This window comes from Yersinia sp. 2541 StPb PI, from assembly GCF_052217145.1.
Taxonomy (GTDB): domain Bacteria; phylum Pseudomonadota; class Gammaproteobacteria; order Enterobacterales; family Enterobacteriaceae; genus Yersinia; species Yersinia enterocolitica_E.
In genome coordinates this window covers 4,363,705-4,387,748 of record NZ_JAZGQB010000001.1, presented here as the reverse complement: position 1 = coordinate 4,387,748, position 24,044 = coordinate 4,363,705, and the positions used below count along the sequence as shown (strand labels likewise).

The following is a 24,044-nucleotide window of genomic DNA, read 5'->3' as shown; positions in this document are numbered from 1 at the left end:
TCAGCCCCCGGCAATCGCTTGGAATAGCAAAATGTTATCACCCGCGTGTAACTGGCATTTTTCCCAGTCAGTGCGGGGGACGATGACCTGATTAATTGCCAGAGCCGTACCCGGCTGGTGGCGTTTGAGCTGATTGAGCAGCATTGCCGCAGTGATATTGCTCACCACTTCTAATGGCTGATCATTGAGCACAATCTGTATATAACCCGTTTTCACTGTGCACCTCCGCAGGCAGGGCAATGCTTGGCCCGAGTCAGTTGCAGGGTGCTCCAGCTCTGCTGCTTGCCATCGAATAAGCGTAATTTCCCGCTCAGTGCCGACGGCAGTCCTGCCAACATCTTGATGGCCTCCAGTGCTTGCAAGGTACCAATGACGCCGACCACCGGCCCCAATACGCCAGCAGTACGGCAGTTACGTTGTGGTAATTCTTTATCGGGATATAGACAGGCGTAGCAGCCTTGAGAATAAGGCGGCTCAATCACCAGCAATTGCCCGCTGAATCCCACGGCACTACCGCTAATTAATGGTTTTTGTGCAGTGATACAGGCTGAATTTACCTGATGGCGCGTCTCCATGTTGTCGCTGCAATCCAGCACCAAATCAGCGTTAGCTACCGCATCGGCCAATGCCGCACCTAGCAGCCGCGTATCAAATGGGACAATCTCAATCAACGGATTGAGGCTTTGCAAATGACGTTGGGCTAACCGTGCTTTACTTTGATTAGCTGAGGATGTTTGGCTGATATCTGTGGTGCGATACAGGATTTGGCGCTGTAAATTGGTCAGTTCCAGTTGGTCATCATCAGCCAGTAATAGCTTACCGACACCGGCTGCCGCCAAATAGAGCGCAGCAGGCGAACCAAGGCCGCCAAGGCCGATAATCAGCACACAGGCACTTTTCAGCTTCAACTGGCCCTCAGGGCCGATATCCTCCAGTAATAACTGGCGGCTGTAGCGCAAGAATTCGCTGTCACTCAACTCATGCTTGTTTGTCATCAGCCAGCTCCTTGCCCTCAATCAGGTGCAGTAATTGTGCTGTTGCCTGCTGCCAATCGTCACTCAGGGTAATAGCACTGACGACCGCTACACTACCGACACCCGTGGCCAGGACCGCCGGTACGCGCTCAATGCTGATGCCGCCGATGGCAACTGTCGGGTAGTCTGGCGTGTTGTCGACCATCTGCTTGAGTACCGTCAACCCTTGTGGTGATGACGGCATTTGCTTGGTTTGTGTGGGGAAGATGTGGCCCATGGCGATATAAGAGGGCCGGACAGCTTTAGCTATCGCCAGTTCCTGCTCATCATGGGTTGATACGCCCAGCCGTAATCCAGCTTGCTGAATCGCGGCCAAGTCGGCTGTTTCCAGATCTTTCTGACCCAGATGAACACCATAGGCACCATGCTTAATCGCCAGCCGCCAATAATCATTGATAAATAAGCGTGCCTGATAGCGTTTGCCTAACGCTATGGCAGCGGCAATGCCTTGTTCTACCTGCGCATCATCTAACTCTTTGATACGTAGTTGTATTGTGGTTACGCCTGCGGCAAGCAGGCGCTCTATCCAAAGTAGGCTATCGACGACGGGATAGAGACCAAGACGCTGTACCGTCGCAGGGAAACCTTTCTTTGCAGAAAATGAGGCATGATTAGACAGGTTCATTATTGGCCTCGCTCTTGAGGTTAACGGGGCTGTGATACAGCTCGCTGCCGCGAGAGCGGAACTCCGCTGACATCTGTTCCATACCTGATTGTAAAATTTCGATCGGTTGGGCTGCTGTTTCTTGTGTCGCTGCTAGCTCTTGCGCCACAGCCTGTTCTTGCGTAGCGGCATAGTCGCGGACTTCCTGAGAGATTTTCATCGAGCAGAATTTCGGCCCGCACATTGAGCAGAAGTGGGCCACTTTGCCGGACTCCTGCGGCAGGGTTTCGTCGTGATAGGCTCGTGCGGTTTCTGGATCAAGCGCCAGATTGAACTGATCTTCCCAGCGGAATTCAAAGCGCGCTTTCGACATGGCATTATCGCGGATCTGCGCACCGGGGTGGCCTTTGGCCAAATCTGCGGCATGGGCGGCGATTTTATAAGTAATAAGACCTTGTTTCACATCCTCTTTATTAGGCAGGCCAAGATGTTCTTTCGGTGTGACGTAACACAACATGGCGCAACCGAACCAACCAATCATGGCGGCCCCAATACCTGAAGTGAAATGATCATAACCCGGCGCAATATCCGTAGTTAGCGGGCCTAAGGTATAGAATGGCGCTTCATGGCAGTGTTCCAACTCTTCCGTCATATTGCGGCGAATCATCTGCATCGGCACATGACCGGGGCCTTCAATCATCACCTGCACATCATATTCCCAGGCGATTTTGGTCAATTCACCCAAGGTATGCAGCTCAGCGAACTGGGCTTCATCATTGGCATCCTGAATGGAACCAGGGCGTAGGCCATCACCCAGTGACAGTGAGACATCATAGGCCGCACAGATCTGGCAGATTTCGCGAAAATGCTGATACAGGAAGTTTTCCTGATGATGGGAAAGGCACCACTTCGCCATAATTGAACCACCACGGGAGACGATACCGGTCAAGCGTTTGGCGGTCATCGGTACATAGCGCAACAACACACCGGCATGGATAGTAAAGTAATCCACCCCTTGCTCGGCCTGCTCTAACAGTGTGTCACGGAACATTTCCCAGGTTAGGTTCTCAGCCACACCATTTACTTTTTCTAATGCCTGATAGATAGGAACGGTACCAATAGGGACCGGGCTATTGCGCAGGATCCATTCGCGGGTTTCATGGATATAGCGTCCCGTGGACAAATCCATTACGGTATCTGCACCCCAGCGGGTTGACCACACCAGTTTTTCTACTTCCTCTTCGATGGAGGAGGTCACCGCAGAGTTACCGATATTGGCATTCACTTTCACTAAAAAGTTACGACCAATAATCATCGGCTCAGATTCTGGGTGGTTTATATTGGCGGGAATGATAGCTCGGCCCGCCGCCACTTCCTGACGTACAAATTCGGCAGTGATATTTTCTGGCAGGTTAGCGCCAAAAGCCTGTCCTGGATGCTGCTGGCGTAGTACCTCACCACGAATACGTTCACGGCCCATATTTTCTCGCAGCGCGATAAACTCCATCTCTGGCGTGATGATACCCTGACGGGCGTAATGCAGTTGGGTGACGCATTTGCCTGTGATGGCTTTCTTCGGGTGTGGCAGATGCTCAAAACGCAAATGATCCAAGCCTTCGTCGGCCAAACGTTGTTGGGTGAAGCCAGAGCTGACAGAGGTCAGTGCGGCGCTATCCTGGCGTTCAGCTATCCAGCTATCGCGTAATTTGGGTAACCCGCTGTGAACATCCAGTTTGGCATTTGAGTCACCATATGGGCCGGAAGTGTCATACACCGGGATGGCTTCGTTATCTTCATAGCGTGGTGCGTCTTTGCCACCGCCAATCAGTGTCGGACTGAGCTGGATTTCGCGCATCGGTACCAGAATATCTGGCCGTGAGCCTTGTAGGTAAATACGTTGGGAGTTGGGGAAAGTGACACCTTGCAAAGTATCAATAAACTGTTGAGCTTGTTCACGTTGTTGTTTACGTGGAATAGGTTTACGTGGGCGTGATGAACTTTTAGTGGTTGTATTATTAGACATAGCAATTCCTACCAGTGTGGTTTATAGGGAAAATTGCTTGTCTGGAGCTTGGCGGGAGTAACGATGTTGGCCAGTAACCGGCAGCTACCTGTAAGGATAAAGACCGGGCCTGTAGCGATAAATTACTCTTGTTCCCTTCGCGGGTATTAACCCGATCAGGTTCCGCGGATCCCGAATTAACGGTCTCAGCCTGCGTTTGCTTTCCTAAGAAAACAGGTGCTAGGCACTCCGACAAGAAACCCCAGTATATGAGGTTGAATTAAAACTACAAGCCCGTGCTGTTCAGCGGGCTATTTTACCGGCCCTGTTTGAATAACTGGCTGGGCGGCTTGCCATGACTCGGCTGCCCATTGAATCAATTGATCTTCCAAGCGGAAACGGGCATCAAGGGCTTCGCCGATATCAGATAATGCTTGTTGAAACTCGATACAACTGTCCTGATCGATCTCAATGTTGGTATAACGATCATGGAATGTCATGATCGTTTGAGTATTATTTTTTAACGCAGGATACACTTTGGTCGTCAGCGCCATTTTTGGGCTAGACGCGCCTTCCACCTGTTTGATAATTCTGTCATAGATATGAAAATGCCCGGAAGAGAGATAATCCACTAAATTATGGCAAAAGTTCTCCAGCGCTTTTTCGTTAAGCGGGGTATGCTTTTCTTTTTGCGGCTTAATACCGATCACTGTGCAATATGAAACTAACAGTTCTTTACGCGCATGAAGCCATTGATCAATTAATTCATTACTGCCGCCAACGCGTTGAGTCAGGCTTTCTAGTCGGTTGAGCATGAACGACTCCGTGAGTAAGGAAAAGTAATAGTGGGTTACAAAAATGTAACAAGCCGGATTCTAGATTGCCAGTGAAGTCGAGGTTGTGCAACAACGATATGGAACTACAACTTACAGGTAAAGAAAGTGGCTGGTGGATTGTCAGTCATGAAAACAAATTATGGTTGCCGAAAGGGGAGTTACCACAAGGTAATGCCGCTAATTGGTCATTGCAGGGCGCAGCGGCAAGGCAAATCGGTGAATGGCAAGGGCAGGCGGTATGGTTGATCCGTCAGATGATGTCTACTGATATGGGTTCCGTGCGGCAATTACTGGATGTGGATCGCGGCTTGTTCCAATTGGCTGGGCGTGGTGTGCAACTGGCAGAGTTTTATCGTTCTCACCGTTTTTGTGGTTATTGCGGTCACCAAATGCAGGCCAGCCGTTCCGAGTGGGCTTGTCTGTGTAATCACTGCCGTGAGCGCTATTACCCACAAGTCGCCCCTTGTGTGATTGTTGCCATTCGCCGTGATGATGAAATTTTATTGGCGCAGCATGTACGGCATCGAGGCGGCATTAATACCGTATTGGCAGGCTTTGTCGAAGTGGGTGAGACTCTGGAGCAGGCGGTTTCCCGTGAAGTTTTAGAAGAAAGTAATATTCACATTAAAAATCTGCGCTACGTAACATCACAGCCTTGGCCGTTCCCCCATTCACTGATGATGGCGTTTATGGCCGAGTATGACAGTGGTGAATTGCGACATGACCCTAAAGAGCTGCTAAATGCCGGTTGGTATCGTTATGACCAATTGCCATTACTGCCGCCGCCAGGCACCGTAGCACGACGATTAATTGAAGATACCGTGGTGTTATGCCGCGAGCACCGTGAGTTGATCTAATCAGAAGGGAGTGCTGAAGCGCTAACCTCATAGCCGACGCAGTTTAAATCCCACGAGAGTGAGTCATTATCACGCCCTTAATAGCGGCGGCAGTTAGCAGGAAAGTATTATCTGACATGCTACAATATGGTCCGCTAAAAGATGGCCGCCAGATAATTAAGGGAGCTCCACCATGAATGAGTTGAAAAACGATCGCTATCTGCGAGCCTTATTGCGTCAACCGGTAGATGTAACGCCGGTATGGATGATGCGTCAGGCGGGCCGTTATTTGCCGGAATATAAAGCTACCCGCGCGGTTGCCGGGGATTTTATGTCGCTGTGCAAAAATGCGGAACTGGCTTGTGAAGTGACGATGCAGCCATTACGTCGCTATCCATTGGACGCCGCGATTCTGTTTTCAGACATTCTGACCATCCCTGATGCTATGGGGCTGGGGCTCTATTTTGAAACCGGTGAAGGCCCACGCTTCCAATCCCCGATTACTTGTCGCGCCGACGTCGAAAAGTTACCCATCCCCGACCCAGAACAGGAATTGGGTTATGTGATGAACGCGGTAAGAACCATTCGCCGTGAGCTGAAAGGTGCGGTGCCATTAATTGGTTTTTCCGGCAGCCCATGGACGCTGGCAACCTATATGGTTGAAGGTGGTAGTAGCAAAGCGTTTACCAAACTGAAGAAAATGATGTATGCCGAGCCGCAAACCCTGCATCTGCTACTGGATAAACTGGCCGATAGCGTCATCTTGTATCTCAATGCGCAAATCAAAGCTGGCGCTCAATCTGTGATGGTGTTTGATACTTGGGGCGGGGTACTGACAGGGCGTGATTATCTTGAATTCTCCTTGAACTACATGCATAAAATCGTCGATGGCCTGATCCGCGAAAACGACGGGCGTCGGGTGCCGGTGACCTTGTTCACCAAAGGTGGCGGGCAATGGCTGGAAGCAATGGCTGCTACCGGTTGTGATGCATTAGGGTTGGATTGGACCACGGATATCGGCGATGCGCGCCGTCGGGTGGGTGATAAGGTCGCTCTGCAAGGCAATATGGACCCCTCTGTGCTATACGCACCACCTGCCCGTATTGAGCAGGAAGTGAGTACTATTCTCGCAAGTTTTGGCCAGGGTGAAGGGCATGTGTTTAATCTGGGGCACGGCATTCATCAGGATGTCCCGCCAGAACATGCAGGGGCTTTTGTTGATGCAGTGCATACATTATCAAAGCCTTATCATCAAAACTAATCGCTTATACCCAAAGTCATTGGGGCGGCAGGTAACCGTACTGTAGCTTCAAGCTCGAGGGAGGTTGGCCGATGATAGATACCAAAGCGTTACGGGCAGAACAGTTACAACGAGCATCTGAAATTATTCTTCACGATGATTTTGATAGTGGGTCAGTGCACTTTATTGCCGGTGCGGATGTTGGTTTTGAGCAGCAGGGGGAGATTACCCGTGCTGCTATCGCGATTTTGCGTTATCCCTCGCTAGAACTGGTGGAATATCAGGTTGCCCGCGTGGCAACTTCACTGCCGTATATCCCCGGTTTACTCTCTTTCCGTGAATATCCTGCATTATTAGCCGCCTGGGGGCAGTTGCAGCAACGGCCTCAACTGGTGTTTGTTGATGGGCAAGGTATCGCACATCCGCGTCGTTTAGGCGTTGCCAGCCATTTTGGGCTGTTGGTTGATGTCCCGACCATTGGTGTCGCCAAAAGTCGCCTGTGTGGGCACTCTCTGCCGCTAGAGAGCGATAACGGCGCATTACAACCACTCATTGATGGTGATGAGCAACTTGGCTGGGTGTGGCGTAGCAAAGTCCGTTGCAATCCACTGTTTATCTCGCCCGGTCATCGGGTCAGTGTTAGCAGTGCTTTGGCGTGGGTACAGGCTTGCATGGCGGGCTACCGTTTGCCTGAGCCAACCCGTTGGGCTGATGCTATCGCCTCAAACCGCCCGCAATTTCAGCGTTGGGTGCGGAAAAATCCTGATTTACTTGGCAACCATAGGGATATGATTTAATTTCGGGTACACTGCCGCGCAGATAATGAATAATGAGAACTTATAATGATACGTAATCCGATTCATCTACGTCTCGAGAAGCTGGAAAGTTGGCAACACCTGACTTTCATGGCTTGCTTATGCGAGCGGATGTATCCCAACTATCAGCAATTTTGTCTGGAAACTGAATTTGGCGACCCGGCTGTTTACCGGCGCATTCTGGACCTGATCTGGGAAACTTTGGTCGTAAAAGACGCAAAAGTTAACTTTGATAGCCAGTTAGAGAAGCTGGAAGAGGCAATTCCTTCAGCCGATGACTATGCTATCTACGGTGTTTATCCTGCCATCGATGCCTGTATTGCATTGGGCGAGGCCATCCATTCGCGTTTGAGTGGTGAAACACTGGAACATGCTGTCGCTATCAGCGAAGCATCAATTCGTACCGTTGCAATGTTGGAAATGACGTTGGCCGGTAAAGAAATGACCGATGAAGAACTGAAAATTTTGCCTGCGATTGAAGAAGAATGGGATATCCAATGGGAGATTTTCCGTCTGTTAGCTGACTGTGAAGAGCGCGACTTAGATCTGATAAAAGGGCTACGATCTGACCTGCGGGAAGCGGCTGTTAGCAACATTGGCATAAATTTAACGCAATAAGGCAAGAAAACGTGATTTAACGCCTGATTTGTCACGTCTTAAGGCTTCACATCTGCCCCCTGTCTGTTCTACATTTGGGGGGCGAAAAAAAGTGGCTATCGGTGCGTGTATGCAGGAGAGTGCTGTCCATCGGCATATCCGTCGCACTCGATGCTTTGCAAACGATAAACACACTGTAAGGATAACTTATGAATAAGACTCAACTGATTGACGTAATCGCGGACAAAGCGGACCTTTCTAAAGCACAAGCTAAAGCTGCTTTGGAATCCACACTGGCTGCAATTACCGAATCTCTGAAAGACGGTGATCCAGTACAATTGGTTGGTTTTGGTACTTTCAAGGTAAACCATCGTAATGAGCGCACTGGCCGCAACCCACAGACTGGTAAAGAAATCAAAATTGCTGCAGCTAATGTGCCAGCGTTTGTTTCTGGTAAAGCACTGAAAGATTCTGTTAAATCTTAATAGTGTGTCAGTGAAAATAATAAGCAGGGGGGTGGCAAAGCCCCTTTTGTTTATGCAGCGGGTGCTGATGACCCTCGGTTTAGCCTTTGGTCTCAGCGCCTGTAGCAGTCAGTCAGGTTCCCCTCAATTTAGTGCCAGCGGATATATCGCCGATAGCGGTGTCGTTCGTTTATGGCGTCAGGATAATGCGCAGCAGCAGCCACAAGTGCTGATGAGCGTCTACAGCCCCTATTCCGGGGACAACACTCGCGTAACCTTCTACGAATATCAAAATGGCATTTTGCGGGAAATTCGGCGCAACGATTTGGGTCATAACCCGCAGAGCGTCGAGCTGCGTTTTGATGAACAAGGACAGGTGAGTTTTATGCAGCGCCAGTTGGCCGAACGGCGTGAGCAGCTCTCTGCGGATAATATCGCGGTCTATCAGTTGGAAGCGAAACGAATTCTCGAACAGAGCAGTGCACTGCGCGCCGGAAATGTCAGGTTAATTCAGGGACAGTGGCGAGATGGTGTGGTTACCACCTGTGATAAGAAGACGTTGCGATTGAAAGTTGACGATAACTCACAGGCATGGCTGAGCAAACGGGGAGAGGGCAGTGCGCAACCTCTGGGCGTCGCGTGGTTGGATTCGTCGGAGGGTCAGCAATTGCTGTTGGTTGCCAATCAGGACTTCTGCCGCTGGGAGCCGACAGCCGGTAGTTTGTGAGACCTGATAAGAAGCAGGGCACAGCAAGCTGCGCCCGTAGAATACAAGGGTAGATTTATTTACCGCGAGCAATCGCCCGATAACCAATGTCTTTACGGTAGAAAGCCCCTTCCCACTGAATATTTTCAGCTAACCGATACGCGTTTTGCTGTGCCTGGGCGACGGTGGCACCCAGCGCAGTTACACACAATACGCGACCGCCGCTAGTGACGACTTCATTATTGCCATTCAGTTTGGTTCCGGCGTGGAACACTTTGCCGTCAGCTACCTCCTGCTGTGGTAATCCATGAATGACATCACCCTGGCGATAATCTGCCGGATAACCGCCAGCGGCCAACACCACACCCAGCGATGGGCGCTCATCCCAGTCAGAGGTCTTCTCATTCAATTTGCCTTGAGCACCGGCTAAGCACAATTCAACCAAGTCTGAACGCATGCGTAGCATGATGGGTTGAGTTTCCGGGTCACCAAAGCGACAGTTGAACTCAATCACTTTTGGTTGCCCGTCAGCGGAAATCATCAGACCGGCATAGAGGAAGCCGGTATAGACATTACCTTCTGCCGCCATACCGCGCACTGTCGGCCAGATAACACTTTCCATCACTCGCTGATGAACTTCATCAGTGACTACCGGTGCCGGGGAATATGCCCCCATACCACCGGTATTCGGGCCGGTATCACCATCGCCAACCCGCTTATGGTCCTGGCTGGTGGCCATTGGTAATACATTTTCACCATCAACCATCACGATAAAGCTGGCTTCTTCGCCGTCGAGAAACTCTTCCACCACGATACGGTGGCCTGCATCACCAAAGGCATTGCCTGCCAGCATGTCATGAACGGCGGTTTCTGCTTCTTCCAACGTCATCGCAACAATCACGCCTTTACCGGCGGCCAGCCCATCTGCCTTAATCACGATCGGTGCACCGATTTCACGAACATAGGCTAAAGCAGGCTCCACCTCGGTGAAGTTCTGGTAAAACGCAGTTGGGATATTGTGGCGCGCCAGGAAGTCTTTCGTGAAAGCTTTAGATCCTTCCAACTGAGCCGCGGCTTGCGTTGGCCCAAAAATGGTCAAACCGGCTGCGCGGAAAGCATCAACCACACCAATAACTAACGGTGCTTCCGGGCCGACAATGGTCAGGCCAATATCATGGTTCTGGGCAAAGGCCAACAGACCCGCAATATCCGTTGCCGCGATATCGACATTTTCTAAACCAGATTCTAGCGCGGTGCCGGCATTGCCCGGTGCGACATAAATTTTGCCCGCTAAAGGCGACTGTGCTGCTTTCCAGCCCAGCGCATGTTCACGCCCGCCATTACCAATAATCAAAATATTCATCAGATGACTCCGTTAAGCGGGTTAATTAATGGCGGAAATGGCGTATGTCGGTAAAGATCATAGCGATGCCATGCTCATCAGCCGCAGCAATGACTTCATCGTCACGGATTGAACCGCCCGGTTGGATAACACAACTGATCCCGACAGATGCAGCAGCATCGATACCGTCACGGAACGGGAAGAAAGCATCGGAGGCCATGGCAGAACCGGCCACTTCTAATCCTTCATCCGCTGCTTTGATACCAGCGATTTTGGCAGAATAGACACGGCTCATTTGGCCTGCGCCTATACCGATAGTCATATTGTCGCGCGCATAGACAATGGCATTGGATTTTACGAACTTGGCTACTTTCCAGCAGAACAGTGCATCACGCAGTTCTTGCTCCGTCGGCTGGCGCTTGGACACCACGCGCAGATCGGCTGCAGTCACCATACCTAAATCGCGGTCTTGGACCAGCAAACCACCATTGACGCGTTTGAAGTCCAGACCGGTAGCACGCTCCTGCCACTGGCCACAGGTCAGAACACGGACATTTTGTTTGGCGGCGAGCAATGCCAGTGCTTCAGCGCTGACCGCGGGTGCAATAATGACTTCAACAAACTGGCGGCTGATAATGGCGCTGGCGGTTTCGGCATCCAATTCACGGTTAAAGGCAATAATGCCGCCGAAAGCAGAGGTTGGGTCAGTTTTATAGGCTTTTTCATAAGCGGCGAGCAGAGAATCAGCAATCGCCACGCCGCATGGGTTGGCATGTTTGACGATCACACAGGCAGGCTCACTGAACTCTTTCACACATTCTAACGCCGCATCGGTATCTGCGATGTTGTTATAGGAGAGCGCTTTACCCTGTAATTGCTGTGCGGTAGCCACAGATGCCTCTTTAACCTCTTCTTCTATATAGAAAGCCGCTTGCTGGTGGCTGTTTTCACCGTAGCGCATATCTTGTTTCTTTATATAGTTAAGATTCAGGGTGCGTGGGAAGCGGCCTGATGGTTGCTCTGTGTCACCATGATAAGCTGGCACCAGCGCGCCGAAGTAGTTGGCGATCATGCTGTCGTAGGCGGCGGTATGTTCAAACGCCTTGATAGCCAGATCAAAGCGGGTTGGATACGTCAACGAACCCTCATTATTATCTAGCTCAGTAATAATGGCGGGGTAGTCACTACTCTTGACCACGATAGCGACATCTTTATGGTTCTTGGCAGCGGAGCGCACCATGGTAGGACCACCGATATCGATATTCTCAACTGCATCTTCCAGTGAGCAATCCGGGCGAGCAACTGTCTGAGCGAACGGATATAGATTCACGACAACAATATCAATCGGCTGAATGCCATGTTGAGCCATGATGCCATCATCCTGACCACGGCGCCCCAAGATGCCGCCATGCACTTTTGGATGCAACGTTTTAACGCGTCCGTCCATCATTTCCGGGAAACCGGTATAGTCAGAAACCTCAGTGACGGGCAGACCCGCATCGGCCAGCAGGCGGGCAGTTCCACCGGTGGAAAGTAACTCGATGCCACGCTGAGAAAGTGCGGCGGCGAATTCGATGATACCGGCTTTGTCAGACACACTGAGTAGAGCACGGCGGATTGGGCGGCGTTGTTGCATGGTTTTATCCCTTGGCTTTGGAGTCGCAGTTATTCTTCGCAATCATTCAATAGAGCGTTATCTGAATCCTACCTTCTTATATAGATAACTATATAGAGAGGAACAAACTCAGATAACGTCCCAAATAGGGAGCAATGCCACTCTTTGCTGCTTTCAGCAGGGCGATTCATCCTCTACCACAATAAAATACGCTTTATCCTGAGTGGTATTCCCCAGTTTTATAAAAAATCACATCATGTCATCGATATTTTGCCGACAAGGTCACTCTTTTTCGCCGCGGGGAATTGTAGCGAAAACGATTGCGTGATGCTCGTCAATTTTGAGTGCAGATTCAATCTGTGGATAAGTTTGTGCACAACTGGGTATAAAGCGGGGTTTTGCTGTGGAATGCAGCAAACAGTCATTTTTATTGAAATTAGCGGTTGCGGGCGGCGCGGAACTCCCTATAATGCGCATCCATCGAGACGGCACACAACGAATCAAGTAGTTAAGTGACCGGCAAAGAGAACAGAGAAATTCAACGAAATTAGTAGTTGACTCTGAATGAGGAAAGCGTAATATGCGCACCTCGCGTTACCAACCACCGGTTGCTAACGCACTGCTCTTTAACAATTTATCAGACAATCTGTGTGGGCACTCGCAAGACGATATCGAAGCCTGTTTCGACAGGCAGAAGAAATATCAAAGTCTTGAAGAGTGACCAAAGCAGTACACATTTGAACTTCGGTTCGAATGCATATTTGCAGAAAGTAATCTTTGAGCATCGCTGCTTTTATTAGCAGCAAATCAAACAAATCTTAAATTGAAGAGTTTGATCATGGCTCAGATTGAACGCTGGCGGCAGGCCTAACACATGCAAGTCGAGCGGCAGCGGGAAGTAGTTTACTACTTTGCCGGCGAGCGGCGGACGGGTGAGTAATGTCTGGGAAACTGCCTGATGGAGGGGGATAACTACTGGAAACGGTAGCTAATACCGCATGACCTCGCAAGAGCAAAGTGGGGGACCTTAGGGCCTCACGCCATCGGATGTGCCCAGATGGGATTAGCTAGTAGGTGGGGTAATGGCTCACCTAGGCGACGATCCCTAGCTGGTCTGAGAGGATGACCAGCCACACTGGAACTGAGACACGGTCCAGACTCCTACGGGAGGCAGCAGTGGGGAATATTGCACAATGGGCGCAAGCCTGATGCAGCCATGCCGCGTGTGTGAAGAAGGCCTTCGGGTTGTAAAGCACTTTCAGCGAGGAGGAAGGCAATCGTGTTAATAGCACGGTTGATTGACGTTACTCGCAGAAGAAGCACCGGCTAACTCCGTGCCAGCAGCCGCGGTAATACGGAGGGTGCAAGCGTTAATCGGAATTACTGGGCGTAAAGCGCACGCAGGCGGTTTGTTAAGTCAGATGTGAAATCCCCGCGCTTAACGTGGGAACTGCATTTGAAACTGGCAAGCTAGAGTCTTGTAGAGGGGGGTAGAATTCCAGGTGTAGCGGTGAAATGCGTAGAGATCTGGAGGAATACCGGTGGCGAAGGCGGCCCCCTGGACAAAGACTGACGCTCAGGTGCGAAAGCGTGGGGAGCAAACAGGATTAGATACCCTGGTAGTCCACGCTGTAAACGATGTCGACTTGGAGGTTGTGCCCTTGAGGCGTGGCTTCCGGAGCTAACGCGTTAAGTCGACCGCCTGGGGAGTACGGCCGCAAGGTTAAAACTCAAATGAATTGACGGGGGCCCGCACAAGCGGTGGAGCATGTGGTTTAATTCGATGCAACGCGAAGAACCTTACCTACTCTTGACATCCACAGAACTTAGCAGAGATGCTTCGGTGCCTTCGGGAACTGTGAGACAGGTGCTGCATGGCTGTCGTCAGCTCGTGTTGTGAAATGTTGGGTTAAGTCCCGCAACGAGCGCAACCCTTATCCTTTGTTGCCAGCACGTAATGGTGGGAACTCAAGGGAGACTGCCGGTGATAAACCGGAGGAAGGTGGGGATGACGTCAAGTCATCATGGCCCTTACGAGTAGGGCTACACACGTGCTACAATGGCAGATACAAAGTGAAGCGAACTCGCGAGAGCAAGCGGACCACATAAAGTCTGTCGTAGTCCGGATTGGAGTCTGCAACTCGACTCCATGAAGTCGGAATCGCTAGTAATCGTAGATCAGAATGCTACGGTGAATACGTTCCCGGGCCTTGTACACACCGCCCGTCACACCATGGGAGTGGGTTGCAAAAGAAGTAGGTAGCTTAACCTTCGGGAGGGCGCTTACCACTTTGTGATTCATGACTGGGGTGAAGTCGTAACAAGGTAACCGTAGGGGAACCTGCGGTTGGATCACCTCCTTACCTAACGATACGCATTGCGCAGTGTCCACACAGATTGTCTGATGAATGTAAATGAGCAAGAGCACCTGTTGATGAGGGTGATGATTGTGTAATAAGACCTCGGTATCGAGTTTTTACTGCATCAGTCGTTCGAATGTGTCACCACATTCTCACCTTTACACAAAAATACTGAATCAGTGATTCAGTAGAAATTTTTGTGTCCCCATCGTCTAGAGGCCTAGGACACTGCCCTTTCACGGCTGTAACAGGGGTTCGAATCCCCTTGGGGACGCCACGCCGATAATGTGTGAAAGACATTATCAACTGAATATCTTAAAGATGACTTTAACGAGTCGTGTTTAAGATATTGCTCTTTAACAATCTGGAACAAGCTGAAAATTGAAACAATACAGCTGAAACTTATCTCTCCGTAGAATGACTGAGATAAGGATTAACCTGTATTAGAGTCTCTCAAATAATCGCAATGCCAATGGGTAATCATTGTTGCAGTGTGAGCGAGAAGACACTCAGCAAGGCGTACAGCGCACAGCAACCGAAGTGAACTTAACGTTCATGAGGATTGCGCGCACTGCACAACATAGCAGAGTGTGTTCACAGCCACACCAATAACGAAAAACACCTTTGGGTTGTGAGGTTAAGCGACTAAGCGTACACGGTGGATGCCTAGGCAGTCAGAGGCGATGAAGGGCGTGCTAATCTGCGAAAAGCGTCGGTAAGCTGATATGAAGCGTTATAACCGACGATACCCGAATGGGGAAACCCAGTGCAATTCGTTGCACTATTGCATGGTGAATACATAGCCATGCAAGGCGAACCGGGGGAACTGAAACATCTAAGTACCCCGAGGAAAAGAAATCAACCGAGATTCCCCCAGTAGCGGCGAGCGAACGGGGAAGAGCCCAGAGTCTGAATCAGTTTGTGTGTTAGTGGAAGCGTCTGGAAAGTCGCACGGTACAGGGTGATAGTCCCGTACACCAAAACACACTTGCTGTGAACTCGATGAGTAGGGCGGGACACGTGACATCCTGTCTGAATATGGGGGGACCATCCTCCAAGGCTAAATACTCCTGACTGACCGATAGTGAACCAGTACCGTGAGGGAAAGGCGAAAAGAACCCCGGCGAGGGGAGTGAAATAGAACCTGAAACCGTGTACGTACAAGCAGTGGGAGCCTACTTTGTTGGGTGACTGCGTACCTTTTGTATAATGGGTCAGCGACTTATATTTTGTAGCAAGGTTAACCGAATAGGGGAGCCGTAGGGAAACCGAGTCTTAACTGGGCGTCTAGTTGCAAGGTATAGACCCGAAACCCGGTGATCTAGCCATGGGCAGGTTGAAGGTTGGGTAACACTAACTGGAGGACCGAACCGACTAATGTTGAAAAATTAGCGGATGACTTGTGGCTGGGGGTGAAAGGCCAATCAAACCGGGAGATAGCTGGTTCTCCCCGAAAGCTATTTAGGTAGCGCCTCGTGAACTCATCTTCGGGGGTAGAGCACTGTTTCGGCTAGGGGGTCATCCCGACTTACCAAACCGATGCAAACTCCGAATACCGAAGAATGTTATCACGGGAGACACACGGCGGGTGCTAACGTCCGTCGTGAAGAGGGAAACAACCCAGACCGCCAGCTAAGGTCCCAAAGTCATGGTTAAGTGGGAAACGATGTGGGAAGGCATAGACAGCCAGGATGTTGGCTTAGAAGCAGCCATCATTTAAAGAAAGCGTAATAGCTCACTGGTCGAGTCGGCCTGCGCGGAAGATGTAACGGGGCTAAACCATGCACCGAAGCTGCGGCAGCGACGCTTAGGCGTTGTTGGGTAGGGGAGCGTTCTGTAAGCCGTTGAAGGTGACTTGTGAGGGTTGCTGGAGGTATCAGAAGTGCGAATGCTGACATAAGTAACGATAATGCGGGTGAAAAACCCGCACGCCGGAAGACCAAGGGTTCCTGTCCAACGTTAATCGGGGCAGGGTGAGTCGACCCCTAAGGCGAGGCTGAAAAGCGTAGTCGATGGGAAACAGGTTAATATTCCTGTACTTGGTGTTACTGCGAAGGGGGGACGGAGAAGGCTAGGCTAGCCGGGCGACGGTTGTCCCGGTTTAAGCATGTAGGCGGAGTGACTTGGTAAATCCGGTTGCTTATCAACGCTGAGGTGTGATGACGAGCCACTACGGTGGTGAAGTAGTTGATGCCAAGCTTCCAGGAAAAGCCTCTAAGCATCAGGTAACATTAAATCGTACCCCAAACCGACACAGGTGGTCAGGTAGAGAATACTCAGGCGCTTGAGAGAACTCGGGTGAAGGAACTAGGCAAAATGGTGCCGTAACTTCGGGAGAAGGCACGCTGGCATTAGGTAAAGAGACTTGCTCCCGGCGCCGAAGCCAGTCGCAGATACCAGCTGGCTGCAACTGTTTAATAAAAACACAGCACTGTGCAAACACGAAAGTGGACGTATACGGTGTGACGCCTGCCCGGTGCTGGAAGGTTAATTGATGGGGTCAGCCGCAAGGCGAAGCTCTTGATCGAAGCCCCAGTAAACGGCGGCCGTAACTATAACGGTCCTAAGGTAGCGAAATTCCTTGTCGGGTAAGTTCCGACCTGCACGAATGGCGTAATGATGGCCAGGCTGTCTCCACCCGAGACTCAGTGAAATTGAACTCGCTGTGAAGATGCAGTGTACCCGCGGCAAGACGGAAAGACCCCGTGAACCTTTACTATAGCTTGACACTGAACATTGAGCCTTGATGTGTAGGATAGGTGGGAGGCATCGAAGTGTGGACGCCAGTCTGCATGGAGCCAACCTTGAAATACCACCCTTTAATGTTTGATGTTCTAACTCGGCCCCGTGATCCGGGGTGAGGACAGTGTCTGGTGGGTAGTTTGACTGGGGCGGTCTCCTCCCAAAGAGTAACGGAGGAGCACGAAGGTTAGCTAATCACGGTCGGACATCGTGAGGTTAGTGCAAAGGCATAAGCTAGCTTGACTGCGAGAGTGACGGCTCGAGCAGGTACGAAAGTAGGTCTTAGTGATCCGGTGGTTCTGAATGGAAGGGCCATCGCTCAACGGATAAAAGGTACTCCGGGGATAACAGGCTGATACCGCCCAAGAGTTCATATCGACGGCGGTGTTTGGCACCTCGATGTCGGCTCATCACATCCTGGGGCTGAAGTAGGTCCCAAGGGTATGGCTGTTCGCCATTTAAAGTGGTACGCGAGCTGGGTTTAGAACGTCGTGAGACAGTTCGGTCCCTATCTGCCGTGGGCGTTGGAAGATTGAGAGGGGCTGCTCCTAGTACGAGAGGACCGGAGTGGACGAATCACTGGTGTTCGGGTTGTCATGCCAATGGCATTGCCCGGTAGCTAAATTCGGAAGAGATAACCGCTGAAAGCATCTAAGCGGGAAACTTGCCTCGAGATGAGTCTTCCCTGGGGCTTTAAGCCCCCTGAAGGAACGTTAAAGACTATGACGTTGATAGGCTGGGTGTGTAAGTGCAGCGATGCATTGAGCTAACCAGTACTAATGATCCGTGAGGCTTAACCTTACAACACCAAAGGTGTTTTAGATTTGAGAGATAGAAATTTTCAGCGAAGTTCCGAGATTGGGCTGGCTGGCTGTGTGGAGACATATAGCGGGTTTAGTTTAGACAGAATTTGCCTGGCGGCCTTAGCGCGGTGGTCCCACCTGATCCCATGCCGAACTCAGAAGTGAAACGCCGTAGCGCCGATGGTAGTGTGGGGTCTCCCCATGCGAGAGTAGGACACTGCCAGGCATCAAATAAGCAAAAGAGGCTACCCTAACGGGTGGCCTTTTTTGTTTGTCTGTTGTGCAGGTTCGATTCGAGCATGATATGCAGTTTGAACATTGAATAACCTTTTCTTTTTGCTTTCTGTCATTTTTATAACCCCCGCCACAGAAAATAACCTTTTTTACCTTAAAATCATTCAATCAAAAATTGAAACGATGTTTTGATTGTGAGGTTTGAATGAATACCGGTCTATTTGTCTGCTCGCTCGCCCTGTCAGCGATACTTACTGCCGCAACAGCACAGGCCAGTCCTGTGACGTATCAAAAAGAAGCTATTACTGAAAATAATCTGCCAGTATTTTATCCTCAGCTAAAAAAACAGATGACTTATCAAAGTTCATGGCTGGCAGGGAGATACACTGACTTTGCACAGTGGAAGAGTGACACCAGAAAGATCTTCCGACAAGCATTGCTCACCCCTGACTCAACAATTGCATTTTCAGCAGAGAAAATAGATCAGCAGGACCGTGGCCGCTATATTGCTGAAAAAATAGCATTAAACATCACAGATGAAAGCCGTGTCCAGGGCTTGCTATTAACACCGAAAAGCAAAGGCCCTCATCCGGCGATTGTTCTTTTGCATGACCATGGGTCTAAATTTGATATTGGCAAAGAGAAAATGATCCGGCCTTGGGGCGATAGCGCGCAGCTTGCCTCAGCGCAGGCTTGGTCGGATAAATTCTTTAGCGGTAAATTCATCGGCGATGAGTTGGCAAAACGCGGTTATGTCGTGCTTTCTATTGATGCTATTGGCTGGGGTGATAGAGGCCCTATCAGCTATGAGCAACAGCAGGCTTTAGCTAGTAACTTCTTTAATCTTGGCCGTTCATTAGCGGGCACGATGGCTTATGAAGATATACGAACGGTTGATTTTCTGGCGACACTTCCATCAGTTGACCGCCAACGTATTGGTGCTCTTGGATTTTCTATGGGAGCGTATCGTGCCTGGCAGTTAGCTGCATTATCGGATAAGGTCGCGGCCACTGCGGCTATCTCTTGGTTTGGTAACTATCAAGGTTTGATGACCCCAGGTAATAATGTACTTCGTGGGCAATCCGCTTTTTACATGCTCCACCCTGGTATTGCCAATAAGTTGGATTTCCCTGATATTGCCAGCTTAGCAGCACCAAAACCGATGCTTCTTTTTAACGGCGGGAAAGATAAATTGTTCCCATCGGATGCGGTCGAGCAGGCTTACAGTAAAGTGCATGCAATCTGGCGGTCACAAAATGCGGAATCACGCTTGGTCACTCGTAGCTGGCCTGCGTTGGGGCACGTATTTTACCAAGAGCAACAAGATGTGGTTTTCCCTTGGTTAGACCGCTGGTTGAAGCCATAAAAAAGGCCCCGAGGGGCCTTTTATCCGCCGAATACGATCAGTGAGAGCTACTTTGAGAGGCACCCAACCCCGTTTGTGAACGGACAAACTGTGCTTTGAAGCGCAGACGTTCTTGCTTACCTTCTTCTGAATTATCGGTGACGGAGAAGAACCATATCCCGACAAATGCCACTATCATTGAGAATAATGCTGGGTATTCATATGGATAAATTGGTTTTGCGTGCCCTAGAATGGTTACCCAGATAGTTGGGCCTAAAATCATCAGGAGCACCGCAGTCAGTAACCCCAACCAGCCACCAATCATTGCACCACGCGTGGTCAGTTTATCCCAATACATTGAAATGAAGATGATTGGGAAGTTACAACTGGCGGCAATGGAGAATGCCAAACCTACCATGAAAGCAATGTTTTGCTTCTCAAACAAAATCCCCAAGCCGATTGCCACAAACCCTAAAATAACGACTGTGATTTTAGAAACTCTCAGTTCATCGCGTTCATTTGCTTTACCCTTCTTGATGACACTTGCGTAAAGGTCATGAGAAACAGCAGATGCCCCCGCTAATGTCAGACCGGCAACCACCGCCAAAATAGTTGCGAAAGCAACTGCCGAGATAAAGCCTAAGAAGAAGCTACCCCCCACGGCATCAGCCAGATGCACTGCTGCCATATTATTACCGCCAAGCAGTGCCCCCGCCGCATCCTTAAAGGCTGGATTCGGGCCGACCAACAGGATTGCGCCAAAACCAATAATAAAGGTCAATATGTAGAAGTAACCGATAAAGCCAGTGGCATAGAACACGCTCTTGCGGGCTTCTTTGGCATCACTTACCGTAAAGAAACGCATTAGAATGTGTGGTAAGCCTGCGGTACCAAACATTAATGCCAAGCCGAGCGACAATGCTGATATTGGGTCAGAGACTAGCCCTCCAGGGCTCATGATCGCCAAGCCTTTAGGGTGAACTTTAATGGCCTCACTGAATAAGGTATTGAAGTTAAAGTTAACCGACTTCATAACCATAATGGCCATAAACGAAGCACCCGCCAGCAGTAACACCGCTTTGATAATCTGTACCCACGTTGTGGCTAACATGCCGCCAAACAAGACGTACAGTACCATCAGGATGCCCACCAACACGACAGCTACATGGTAGTTCAAGCCAAACAACAACTCTATCAGCTTACCGGCACCGACCATTTGAGCTATCAGATATAAAGCGACCACCACTAACGAACCACAGGCAGATAATGTTCTTATCGGCCTTTGTTTCAAGCGATAAGAAGCCACATCAGCAAAAGTATAGCGACCCAGATTACGCAGCCGCTCGGCAATTAAAAACAGAATGATTGGCCAGCCGATTAGAAAGCCGATGGAGTAAATCAAGCCATCATAGCCAGAGGTATAAACCAGCGCGGAAATACCCAGAAATGATGCCGCAGACATAAAGTCCCCAGCAATGGCCAAACCATTTTGGAAACCGGTTATGCGCCCGCCAGCGGTATAATAATCACCCCGGGAACGGGTGCGCTTTGATGCCCAGTAGGTAATATATAATGTCGCGCCAACAAACAGTACGAACATAATGATCGCTTGGATATTGAGCGGCTGGCGATGAACTTCGCCGGTAATTGCTTCTGCCTGTGACAGCGCAGGCAGAGTCAGTAAGGAAAGTACGGACCAATGGCGAGTCTTCATTGCTTCACCTCACGAAGAATTTCTGCCGTCAGACGGTCAAACTCGCCATTAGCACGAATAACGTAAATACCTGTAAGAACAAAAGAAATAACGATCAACCCCACACCAACGGGTATGCCGCGAGTAATGCTGGAGCCTGCATATAGCGGGGTACCGAGCCATTGTGGTTCGAAAGCAATAAGGAAAATGAAACCGACATACAGCGCTAGGGTAATGAGCGACAGTATCCAGGCAAAGCGGCCACGCTTTTGCACCAACTCTTTGAAACGCGGGTTATTTTCAATCTCTTGATAAATGCTGTCATTCATCAGAGTCTCTCCTTTGAGGCATTAATTAAGTTTGCCGCCGGTAGGCGGCACAATTTACGACGGTGTTTGCATTGATTGTTTTTCTTCCAGTAATTTGTCCACTACGCCCGGATCGGCCAGTGTTGAGGTATCCCCTAAGTTGCTGGTATCGCCAGCCGCAATTTTGCGCAGAATACGGCGCATGATCTTGCCTGAACGGGTTTTTGGTAGTGAATCAGTCCAGTGCAAAATATCTGGGGTCGCAATTGGGCCAATCTCTTTACGCACCCAATTACGCACCTCGGTATACAGCTCTGGTGTTGGTTCCTCACCGTGATTCAGCGTGATGTAGGCATAGATAGCTTGCCCTTTAATACTGTGTGGGACACCGACGACGGCAGCTTCGGCAATTTTCGGGTGTGAAACCAATGCGGATTCAATTTCAGCGGTCCCTAGGCGGTGACCTGAAACGTTAAGTACGTCATCGACGCGGCCGGTTATCCAGTAGTAGCCATCTTCGTCACGGCGAGCGCCATCACCACTGAAATACATGCCTTTAAAGGTTGAGAAGTAGGTCTGCTCAAAACGGTCATGATCGCCGAATAAGGTTCTGGCCTGACCCGGCCAAGAGTCGGTTATCACCAGATTGCCTTCGGCTGCACCTTCTTGCAGGTTACCTAAGTTGTCGACCAACGCTGGCTGTACCCCAAAGAAGGGGCGAGTAGCTGAACCGGCTTTTAACTCTGTGGCTCCTGGCAGTGGCGTTATCATGAAACCGCCCGTTTCAGTTTGCCACCAGGTATCAACAATCGGGCATTTACTGTTACCAATCTTGTTGTAATACCATTCCCATGCTTCCGGGTTAATAGGTTCACCAACTGAACCCATAATGCGTAGGGAGTCGCGTTTTGTCCCTTCGATGGCTTTGTCACCTTCGGCCATTAAGGCACGAATGGCGGTAGGAGCGGTATACAGAATATTAACCTGATGTTTATCGATAACCTGACCCAAGCGATTGACGCCTGGATAGTTAGGAACACCTTCAAACATCAGAGTAATAGCACCGCAAGCCAGTGGGCCATACAGCAAATAGCTGTGGCCGGTGACCCAACCAACGTCCGCGGTACACCAGTAGATATCGCCGGGGTGATAATCAAAAACGTATTTAAAGGTCAACGCGGCATAAACCAGATAACCGCCGGTGGTATGTAAAACCCCTTTTGGTTTGCCAGTAGAACCCGAGGTATAAAGGATGAACAGTGGGTCTTCGGCATTCATCTCTTCTGGCGGGCAGTCGGCGGAGGCTTCTTTTATCAGGTCATGCCACCACAAGTCTCTCCCGTCTTTCCAATAGCTGGCATTGCCAGTACGTTGGAAGACGACCACATTTTTGATACTGGTGATAGCTGGATTTTTTAGGGCTTCATCGACATTTTTTTTCAGTGGAATTGCGCGACCAGCACGAATGCCTTCATCGGCAGTAATCACCAGTTTTGAGTTAGAGTCGATAATTCGGCCAGCAACGGCATCAGGTGAGAATCCACCAAAAATAACAGAGTGCACGGCGCCAATACGCGCGCAGGCCAGCATAGCAACAGCGGCTTCTGGCACCATCGGCATATAGATTGCAACCACATCACCTTTCTTGATGCCCAGTTTTTTCAGCACATTAGCAAACTGGCATACATCGTGGTGAAGCTGTTTATAGGTGACGGTTTTTGATTGGTTAGGATCATCACCTTCCCAAATAATTGCGGTTTGATCGCCACGCTCTGCCAGGTGACGGTCAAGGCAGTTAGCTGCAAGATTCAGTGTGCCATCTTCGAACCAGCGGATGCTGATATGACCGGGGTCAAAGGAGGTGTTTTTAACCGTTTTATACGGTTTAATCCAATCAATAATCTTGCCATGTTCGCCCCAAAATTCATCTGGGTTCTGCACAGATTGTTGATAATATTGCTGATATTGTTCAGGGTTTATCAGGGCATGCTCTGCAATTGCAGTTGGAATAGGGTGTTTATGTATCTGGCTCATAATAGTTCTCCTTGAGATTGTTAATAATATGTCAATCAAAAGTTAATTATAGTGTGGAGGGCCGTTTTGTTTCTTTTTTGGGCGGCAGATCACGCATAAAAGATGTTGATTTAGAGACTTACTTAATGTGCTGCGTGGTGAATCGATATCTTAATGATAGGAGACGCGCCTTGTGATCATGCAATAAAGGAAAGGAAATGTGCAGATCAGCTCATTTCTAGCGTGAAATAAGAATATTGAAGGGGGAATGTCACTAAAAGTACTAACGTAGCGTGACTAATGCAATTTAATAGTAGTTGTTAACCAAAAAATTAAAAATTAATTTACAATCATCGGAAAGTTTATATTTTTATATTTTACTGTAATTAGAATTACATATATATATCAACTGAGAATATGAATATATAAATACAAAGCCCAATGGAATAAATATG

Annotated in this window: 18 protein-coding genes, 1 tRNA gene, 3 rRNA genes and 1 riboswitch; of the genes, 12 read left to right on the top strand and 10 right to left on the bottom strand. The window is 49.7% G+C overall.

What is annotated here, in order from left to right; genetic code table 11:
* The 5 genes from thiS to rsd all read right to left on the bottom strand — a co-directional run bounded on the left by thiS (position 1) and on the right by rsd (position 4,455).
* Positions 1-216 (bottom strand): sulfur carrier protein ThiS, encoded by a 216-nt coding sequence (thiS, locus tag V1953_RS19690; protein WP_083162059.1) that lies wholly within the window; start codon positions 214-216, stop codon positions 1-3.
* A complete protein-coding gene (locus V1953_RS19685; RefSeq protein ID WP_442851232.1) occupies positions 213-995 on the bottom strand; it encodes a HesA/MoeB/ThiF family protein in 783 nt (260 codons plus the stop codon). The genes thiS and V1953_RS19685 overlap by 4 nt, the downstream gene beginning before the upstream one ends.
* Positions 979-1,659: a thiamine phosphate synthase gene (gene thiE, locus V1953_RS19680; RefSeq protein ID WP_442851231.1), complete on the bottom strand. Its 681-nt coding sequence runs from the start codon at positions 1,657-1,659 to the stop codon at positions 979-981. Before thiE ends, V1953_RS19685 begins: the two co-directional genes overlap by 17 nt.
* The gene (thiC, locus tag V1953_RS19675) at positions 1,646-3,661 is read right to left on the bottom strand and encodes a phosphomethylpyrimidine synthase ThiC (RefSeq protein WP_442821350.1); all 2,016 of its coding nucleotides are present in this window, start codon (positions 3,659-3,661) and stop codon (positions 1,646-1,648) included. The genes thiE and thiC overlap by 14 nt, the downstream gene beginning before the upstream one ends.
* A gap of 115 nt (positions 3,662-3,776) precedes the next feature.
* A riboswitch (TPP riboswitch) is annotated at positions 3,777-3,902 on the bottom strand.
* Between the two features lie 49 nt (positions 3,903-3,951).
* Positions 3,952-4,455, bottom strand: a complete 504-nt coding sequence (gene rsd, locus V1953_RS19670) for a sigma D regulator (protein WP_083162065.1) — start codon at positions 4,453-4,455, stop codon at positions 3,952-3,954.
* A 98-nt stretch (positions 4,456-4,553) separates the two neighbouring features.
* On the opposite strand from rsd, the gene nudC reads away from it, so the two are divergent.
* The 6 genes from nudC (at position 4,554) to V1953_RS19640 (ending at position 9,155) form a co-directional block, all read left to right on the top strand.
* On the top strand, positions 4,554-5,333 hold the full coding sequence (gene nudC / locus V1953_RS19665; RefSeq protein WP_083162067.1) for an NAD(+) diphosphatase: 780 nt from the start codon (positions 4,554-4,556) through the stop codon (positions 5,331-5,333).
* A 172-nt stretch (positions 5,334-5,505) separates the two neighbouring features.
* The gene (gene hemE, locus V1953_RS19660) at positions 5,506-6,573 is read left to right on the top strand and encodes a uroporphyrinogen decarboxylase (RefSeq protein ID WP_083162069.1); all 1,068 of its coding nucleotides are present in this window, start codon (positions 5,506-5,508) and stop codon (positions 6,571-6,573) included.
* Between the two features lie 71 nt (positions 6,574-6,644).
* On the top strand, positions 6,645-7,349 hold the full coding sequence (nfi, locus tag V1953_RS19655) for a deoxyribonuclease V (protein WP_372569730.1): 705 nt from the start codon (positions 6,645-6,647) through the stop codon (positions 7,347-7,349).
* Between the two features lie 45 nt (positions 7,350-7,394).
* Positions 7,395-7,985: a YjaG family protein gene (locus V1953_RS19650; protein WP_005192306.1), complete on the top strand. Its 591-nt coding sequence runs from the start codon at positions 7,395-7,397 to the stop codon at positions 7,983-7,985.
* Positions 7,986-8,173: 188 nt separating this feature from the next.
* Positions 8,174-8,449 (top strand): nucleoid-associated protein HU-alpha, encoded by a 276-nt coding sequence (gene hupA / locus V1953_RS19645; RefSeq protein WP_004876782.1) that lies wholly within the window; start codon positions 8,174-8,176, stop codon positions 8,447-8,449.
* A 52-nt stretch (positions 8,450-8,501) separates the two neighbouring features.
* The gene (locus V1953_RS19640; protein ID WP_102970519.1) at positions 8,502-9,155 is read left to right on the top strand and encodes a DUF1481 domain-containing protein; all 654 of its coding nucleotides are present in this window, start codon (positions 8,502-8,504) and stop codon (positions 9,153-9,155) included.
* Between the two features lie 55 nt (positions 9,156-9,210).
* On the opposite strand, the gene purD is transcribed toward V1953_RS19640, so the two are convergent.
* Together purD and purH are read right to left on the bottom strand one after the other, a co-directional pair.
* A complete protein-coding gene (purD, locus tag V1953_RS19635) occupies positions 9,211-10,497 on the bottom strand; it encodes a phosphoribosylamine--glycine ligase (protein ID WP_442851230.1) in 1,287 nt (428 codons plus the stop codon).
* A gap of 25 nt (positions 10,498-10,522) precedes the next feature.
* Entirely contained in the window at positions 10,523-12,112 is a 1,590-nt protein-coding gene (gene purH / locus V1953_RS19630; protein WP_442851229.1) for a bifunctional phosphoribosylaminoimidazolecarboxamide formyltransferase/IMP cyclohydrolase, read from the bottom strand.
* 559 nt (positions 12,113-12,671) lie between these two features.
* Between purH and V1953_RS19625 the strand changes: the two genes are divergently transcribed.
* From V1953_RS19625 to V1953_RS19600, 6 genes are all read left to right on the top strand, one after another.
* Complete coding sequence (locus tag V1953_RS19625; protein WP_193784765.1) at positions 12,672-12,812, top strand: hypothetical protein; 141 nt, start codon at positions 12,672-12,674, stop codon at positions 12,810-12,812.
* A gap of 99 nt (positions 12,813-12,911) precedes the next feature.
* Positions 12,912-14,454 (top strand): 16S ribosomal RNA (locus tag V1953_RS19620).
* Between the two features lie 198 nt (positions 14,455-14,652).
* Positions 14,653-14,728, top strand: a tRNA-Glu gene (locus tag V1953_RS19615).
* 358 nt (positions 14,729-15,086) lie between these two features.
* A 23S ribosomal RNA gene (locus tag V1953_RS19610) occupies positions 15,087-17,994 on the top strand.
* Positions 17,995-18,106: 112 nt separating this feature from the next.
* Positions 18,107-18,222 (top strand): 5S ribosomal RNA (rrf, locus tag V1953_RS19605).
* The 16S, 23S and 5S rRNA genes sit together here with 1 tRNA gene alongside, the layout of an rRNA operon.
* A gap of 213 nt (positions 18,223-18,435) precedes the next feature.
* Positions 18,436-19,596 carry a dienelactone hydrolase family protein gene (locus V1953_RS19600; RefSeq protein ID WP_420073850.1) on the top strand — a complete coding sequence of 387 codons (1,161 nt, stop codon included), beginning with the start codon at positions 18,436-18,438 and terminating at the stop codon, positions 19,594-19,596.
* Positions 19,597-19,633: 37 nt separating this feature from the next.
* On the opposite strand, the gene actP is transcribed toward V1953_RS19600, so the two are convergent.
* Genes actP through acs form a run of 3 tightly spaced genes read right to left on the bottom strand, consistent with a single transcriptional unit; the run spans position 19,634 to position 23,610 of the window.
* Positions 19,634-21,289, bottom strand: coding sequence for a cation/acetate symporter ActP (actP, locus tag V1953_RS19595; protein WP_083161141.1), 1,656 nt, complete (start codon positions 21,287-21,289; stop codon positions 19,634-19,636).
* Entirely contained in the window at positions 21,286-21,597 is a 312-nt protein-coding gene (locus V1953_RS19590) for a DUF485 domain-containing protein (RefSeq protein ID WP_083161139.1), read from the bottom strand. The genes actP and V1953_RS19590 overlap by 4 nt, the downstream gene beginning before the upstream one ends.
* 54 nt (positions 21,598-21,651) lie before the next feature.
* Positions 21,652-23,610 carry an acetate--CoA ligase gene (acs, locus tag V1953_RS19585; protein ID WP_083161137.1) on the bottom strand — a complete coding sequence of 653 codons (1,959 nt, stop codon included), beginning with the start codon at positions 23,608-23,610 and terminating at the stop codon, positions 21,652-21,654.
* Positions 23,611-24,044 lie beyond the last annotated feature (434 nt).